The following is a 5,458-nucleotide window of genomic DNA, read 5'->3' on the forward strand; positions in this document are numbered from 1 at the left end:
GGGAAAGACGCATCGGGCTTCGCTTGGGCGGAAAGCCCATAGTTTGCCAGTCTCGCGCCCTGCCGGTCATCGCCGGGTGCGCGTTGCCGGTGGTCGCCGGCCGGCCGGGCGGCCGGGCGGCTGCCCGGCGGCTCTCGGGCGCCCGGGTCTGCGCTCGCGAGTGCCTCGCCAGGGGAGCGGCCGTGCGCAGACATCGGCAGTGGGCGAGCCATCCGATGCCGGTTCAAGGTGGTCATCACGCGAGCCCGGAGATCGTGCAATGGGTCAGGCCACTGCCGCCATCCGGTATCGCGTTCGTTCTGCCAGGACGTCCAGCCGCATGGATGCGGCCGGTATTGGCAGCATGACCGGTGCATGGGCCTCGGTCCGCAGGCAGGACGGCGTCGCCCGTGCGCTGGCGATGCCGTCCGGCTCAGGTGGCCGGGGTGCCAGTAGCTGCCGGCTTGCAGTAGGCCTTGACGGCGGCGTCGGCAAGATTGCGCTGCGCGGCGCGGGCGTCCGCATCCAGCACCGCGCCGGGCTTGCCGTCGGCGCCGGCGCTCATGCTCACCTCGCCCTTGCCGCTGAGCAGCTCCAGGTTGCGGCGGGCGGTCAGGCAGTCGGCCGACTCGGGCGCGATGGACTCCGGGGCCGCAATGGCGGCGGTGCCGCTGCGCGCATCGATCCGGCGCGCCTCATAGCGCTGGCCGGTCGGTGGCGGGGTTTCGGTGTAGTGGGTCACGCCCTTGGCGTCCTTCCACTTGTACAGATCGGTAGCGCCGGCGGTGGCGCTGACCAGCAGCAACAGGGCGCAAAGCCCGGACGGCAGGTGCATGTGGCTTTCCCCTGGATGATTCCCGCCGCGATTGCAGCATCCGGCGCCTGCCCTGGCAAGTGATCGCGCGTGCAGGGCGCGCTACCGCCGGACGGACCTCAGGCCCTACACTTGGCGGATGGATGAAATGAGACCGCCTCCGCGCTCGCGCACGATTTACCTGCTGCCGAACCTGTTCACCACCGCCGGGCTGTTTTCCGGGTTCTACGCCATCATCGCCGCCGCCAATGGCCAGTTCGTGCAGGCGGCGATGGCGGTGTTCGTGGCTGCGGTGATGGACGGGCTGGACGGCCGGGTGGCGCGCCTGACCAACACCAGCAGCGAGTTCGGCGTGCAGTACGACTCGCTGGCCGATCTGGTCAGCTTCGGCATGGCCCCGGCGCTGGTGATGTACCACTGGTCGCTGTCGGCGCTGAAGTACGACAGCAACGTGATGGGCCGGGTGGGCTGGTCGGCTGCCTTTCTGTATGCGGCCTGCGCGGCGCTGCGGCTGGCGCGCTTCAATACGCAGGTCGGGGTGGTGGACAAGCGCTGGTTCATCGGGCTCGCCAGCCCGGCAGCGGCAGGGCTGATGATGTCCTTCGTGTGGGCATTCACCGACGACAGCCTGGGCTTCGATGGTGAGCAGCTGCGCTATGTGGCGCTGGCCGTCACGGTGGTGTCGGCGCTGTTGATGGTCAGCCGGATCCGCTTCTGGAGCTTCAAGGGTGGCGCACGCGGCCCACGTGCCGACCGTGTACCGTTTCTGGCGTTGGCCATCGCCACGGTGGTGATCGCGTTGCTGGTGATCGATCTGGCGCGCTCGCTGCTGGTGATCGGCGTGTTGTATGCGTTGTCCGGCCCGGTGATGTGGCTGTGGCGGCGCTGGCGGCGCGTGCCCGAGCTCCCGTGAGCCGGCGTCCATGAACCAGGCAGCCAGCGAACCGGTGTGGTCCGATCTGCAGGTGTCGTGCCTGCAGGCGATGGGGCACACCGTGTATCTGGACCGTGATGCGGCCGAGGCGTTGCCTGCACCGGTGGACGTGGCCGACAGCGCGCCGGTGTCGGCGCCGGTGCGGGCGCCACGCGCACCGCAAACCGCGCCGGCTGCCAGCGCATCGCCGCGGCGTCCGGCGCCTGTTGCGCCGGCCGAGCCGCCGCGCGTGCCGGACACCACCGCCACGACCGCGCCCCAACGGCGCAGCCGTGTCGGTCTGCCCGATCGACTGCAGATGGCGCTGTTGCGCGCGTCCGGTTGCAACCCCGGTGATCCCAGCACCCAAGCCTTGATGGCGTCCTGGCCATTGGCCGAATTGCGTGGCAACCCGGCCGCCAAGCGGGCGCTGTGGCCGCAGCTGCGCGCGTTGCGTCGTCGCCAGGACCCGGCATGAGCGCGATGAAGGCGCCGCTGCCCGCCACGTTGCGTGCCATGCGCGAAAGCGATCTGGACGTGGTGATGGAGATCGAGCTGCGCGCCTACCCGTTCCCTTGGACGCGCAGCATCTTTCGCGATTGCCTGCAGGCCGGTTACCCGGGATGGGTGATGGAGCAGGGTGGCCAGGTCATCGGCTATGGCGTCATCAGCGTCGCTGCCGACGAGGCACATGTGCTCAATGTCTGCATTGCGCCCGAAGCACAATCGCAAGGGCACGGGCGCGTGCTGTTGCGCGCGCTGATCAAGGGCGCCTGCGACCGCGGCGCGCGGCGCGCATTTCTGGAAGTACGCCCATCCAATCCGTCGGCGATTGCGCTCTATCACTCCGAAGGCTTCAACGAGATCGGGCGGCGTCCGCGGTACTACCCCTCCCACACTGGCCGCGAGGATGCGTTGGTGATGGCGATCGAGTTGTTCTTCGAAGGCTTCTCCTGAGCGAGCGCGGCAGTCTTGCCATGGCGGGCGCTGTACGTTGACTTGAGTGCGGACCTGGCGCGCATCGGTGCGATGCGAAAGGCGCCAGCGTAGGCGTGAGAAGACCGCGATCCTGGCGATGGACACGGCTCGCCGTGGCGGCTGGAGCAGCGAACGAGACGATTGCGTGCACCGCCAGGCGGGCGCGGCCGGTGCCCGTGATGGGCAGCTATCTGTCGATTTCCGGGCCCTGCGCGCCACCCGCACCACATGACGGCTGCCGCTGAGCGCTCGTGAAACATCTGTGCACCGTTGCGCCGCATGCGTGCCGCTACGGATGCGGCGCTTGGTCGCAGGCGAGACGGTCCAACGCGCCGATGGATTGCATCATCGTCAGCAGTTGCGGTGAGAATGCTTCGTCTGCGATCACGGCGTTTCTTGCAGTGCCTTGCGTCAAGCACCCGCGCGCAGGATGTCTCGGCTGGATCGCGCACGCCACGCGGGTCTGTCGGGATACGTGTCGCTTATGCAGCGCGTCGACGAGCCGCCAACGCGTACGGCATCAGCGGTTGCGTTATCGCGGCAACCACATGCGCAGCGATTGAACGCGTGGCAAGCGACACGTCACTGTGCACCGCACGCACGTTGACGCTGCCTGCGTGTGATCGCAGCGGCACCCGGTATCCGACCCATGCACGGCTGCACGGCGACCCGCATCATGTTGCGTTGCAGTGTCCTTGGCGCTGTCCTCGCGTGTCTTGATTGCAGCGTTTTGTCCTCTCTTGTGTGTCTCGCAACCGTTTGCGTGACTGCGCGTGCATATCGATGCATTGCCTAGATACAAGCGATTGCGATGCTCCTAGTATCGGTGACGCGGAACTGAAAAGTACAAACCTGAAAAGTACGTTCCGTAGTCGATAGACGAGGGATGTGCCGCTGCGCGGTGCATCGAACCCATTCGAGGGAGACATCCAAGATGAAGCCGAAATTATCAACGGCGGCCGCCGCGTCGCTGTTTGTCGGGTCGTTGCTGCTCACCGGCGTTGCCTATGCCGATCCTGCGCTGGAAGTGGCAACCACTGGGTGGGCGACGCAGAACGGTGGCACCAAGGGCGGTTCGAAAGCAGCCGCCGCCAACATCTACACGGTCAAGACTGCTGCGGAACTGAAGAACGCGCTCAAGGCCAGCGTGGGTAGCAACGGACGCATCATCAAGATCAGCGGCATCATCGATATCAGCGAAGGCAGGGCCTATACCACGACGGCCGATATGAAGAGCCGCGCGCGTCTGGATATCCCGACCAAGACCACGCTGATCGGCATCACCAGCAACGCCGAGATCCGCGAAGGCTATCTCTACGTCAAGGCCAACGACGTCATCATCCGCAACATCACCATCGAAAATCCGTGGGACCCGCAGCCGGTGTGGGACCCGGATGATGGCAGTGCCGGCAACTGGAATTCCGAGTACGACGGCCTGACCGTGGAAGGCGCCACCAATGTGTGGGTGGACCATGTCACCTTCACCGACGGTCGCCGCACCGACGACCAGAACGGCACCGCCAACGGCCGCCCCAAGCAGCACCACGACGGCGCGATGGACGTCAAGAAAGGCGCCAACTTCGTGACCATCTCGTACTCGGCGTTCAAGTCGCACGAGAAGAACGACTTGATTGGTTCCAGCGACAGCGCTTCCAGTACCGACAGCGGCAAGCTCAAGGTCACCATCCACAACACCTTGTTCGAAAACATCTCCGCGCGTGCGCCGCGGGTGCGCTTTGGCCAGGTGCATCTGTACAACAACTACCACGTGGGCAGCACCAGTCATAAGGTGTACCCGTTCTCGCACGCACATGGCGTAGGCAAGGAGTCGAAGATCTTCTCCGAGCGCAATGTGTTCGACATCAGTGGCGTGAGCAGCTGCGACAAGATCGCCGCCGACTACGGCGGCAGCGTGTACCGCGACCAGGGCTCGCTGCTCAACGGCAAGGCACTGAGCTGCTCGTGGAACAGCAACATCGGCTGGACCCCGCCCTACACCTACAGCCTGTTGTCGGCCGACAAGGTCGCCGCCGACGTCAAGGCAAAAGCAGGCGCCGGCAAGCTGTAAGCGATCGCACCTTCGACAAGACGCGCCACATGCAGTGCGCGACGACGCGTGCTGCATGTGCTGCGGAGTCATTCCAAAAACGCAGGTGCAATATGTGCGAAATGTACTGTTAAAAAATGTACATACGCATTAGCATCGGACGGGCTCGCTAGGGGACTGGCCTGATGGCCTGGGCGAGCGCACGGGGAGCACACCGCATGGCGGTGTGCCATGCACCACTCATTCAAGAGATTTGATCACCATGTCGAAAGCATCGACTGTTGTGGGACGTACCGTTGTGGGTGTCATGTTGAGCGCCACGTTGTTGTCGACCGCGGCCCACGCCGCCGACCCCGCGCTGGAGGTTGCCACCACTGGTTGGGCCACCCAGAACGGCGGTACCAAGGGCGGTTCGAAGGCAGCGGCCGCCAACATCTACACCGTCAGCACCGCAGCACAATTGAAGGCCGCATTGAAGGCCAGCGTCGGCAGCAACGGGCGCATCATCAAGGTCAAGGGTGTCATCGACATCAGCGAAGGCAAGCCCTACACCAAGACCTCGGACATGAAGACGCGTGCGCGCCTGGACATCCCGACCAAGACCACCTTGATCGGCGTCGGCACCAATGCGGAAATTCGCGAGGGCTATTTCTACGTCAAGGCCAATGACGTCATCGTGCGTAACCTCACCATCGAAAATCCGTGGGATCCGGAGCCGAAGTGGGAC

General features: G+C 65.2%; 6 protein-coding genes. 5 read left to right on the forward strand and 1 reads right to left on the reverse strand.

Features of this window, described 5'->3' with window-relative positions; all coding sequences use genetic code 11:
- Positions 1–412: 412 nt before the first annotated feature.
- A complete protein-coding gene (locus OZ10_RS19435; protein ID WP_039412530.1) occupies positions 413–814 on the reverse strand; it encodes a DUF4124 domain-containing protein in 402 nt (133 codons plus the stop codon).
- Between the two features lie 118 nt (positions 815–932).
- Here OZ10_RS19435 and pssA point away from each other — a divergent pair, with 118 nt between their 5' ends.
- From pssA to OZ10_RS19460, 5 genes are all read left to right on the forward strand, one after another.
- Complete coding sequence (gene pssA / locus OZ10_RS19440) at positions 933–1,706, forward strand: CDP-diacylglycerol--serine O-phosphatidyltransferase (RefSeq protein WP_039566682.1); 774 nt, start codon at positions 933–935, stop codon at positions 1,704–1,706.
- A gap of 10 nt (positions 1,707–1,716) precedes the next feature.
- Positions 1,717–2,184 carry an alanine acetyltransferase gene (locus OZ10_RS19445; RefSeq protein WP_039412523.1) on the forward strand — a complete coding sequence of 156 codons (468 nt, stop codon included), beginning with the start codon at positions 1,717–1,719 and terminating at the stop codon, positions 2,182–2,184.
- Complete coding sequence (gene rimI, locus OZ10_RS19450) at positions 2,181–2,663, forward strand: ribosomal protein S18-alanine N-acetyltransferase (protein ID WP_039412520.1); 483 nt, start codon at positions 2,181–2,183, stop codon at positions 2,661–2,663. The genes OZ10_RS19445 and rimI overlap by 4 nt, the downstream gene beginning before the upstream one ends.
- A gap of 955 nt (positions 2,664–3,618) precedes the next feature.
- Positions 3,619–4,752: a pectate lyase family protein gene (locus tag OZ10_RS19455; protein WP_039566684.1), complete on the forward strand. Its 1,134-nt coding sequence runs from the start codon at positions 3,619–3,621 to the stop codon at positions 4,750–4,752.
- A 286-nt stretch (positions 4,753–5,038) separates the two neighbouring features.
- On the forward strand, positions 5,039–5,458 hold a 420-nt coding region (locus OZ10_RS19460; RefSeq protein ID WP_486684674.1), incomplete at its 3' end, for a pectate lyase family protein.

This window comes from Xanthomonas cannabis pv. cannabis, from assembly GCF_000802365.1.
GTDB classification, from domain to species: Bacteria; Pseudomonadota; Gammaproteobacteria; order Xanthomonadales; family Xanthomonadaceae; genus Xanthomonas; species Xanthomonas cannabis.

Coding starts and splice junctions, on each gene's coding strand:
- OZ10_RS19435 (WP_039412530.1), bottom strand. CDS start 814: ATGCACCTGCCGTCCGGGCTTTGCGCCCTGTTGCTGCTGGTCAGCGCC.
- pssA (WP_039566682.1), top strand. CDS start 933: ATGGATGAAATGAGACCGCCTCCGCGCTCGCGCACGATTTACCTGCTG.
- OZ10_RS19445 (WP_039412523.1), top strand. CDS start 1,717: ATGAACCAGGCAGCCAGCGAACCGGTGTGGTCCGATCTGCAGGTGTCG.
- rimI (WP_039412520.1), top strand. CDS start 2,181: ATGAGCGCGATGAAGGCGCCGCTGCCCGCCACGTTGCGTGCCATGCGC.
- OZ10_RS19455 (WP_039566684.1), top strand. CDS start 3,619: ATGAAGCCGAAATTATCAACGGCGGCCGCCGCGTCGCTGTTTGTCGGG.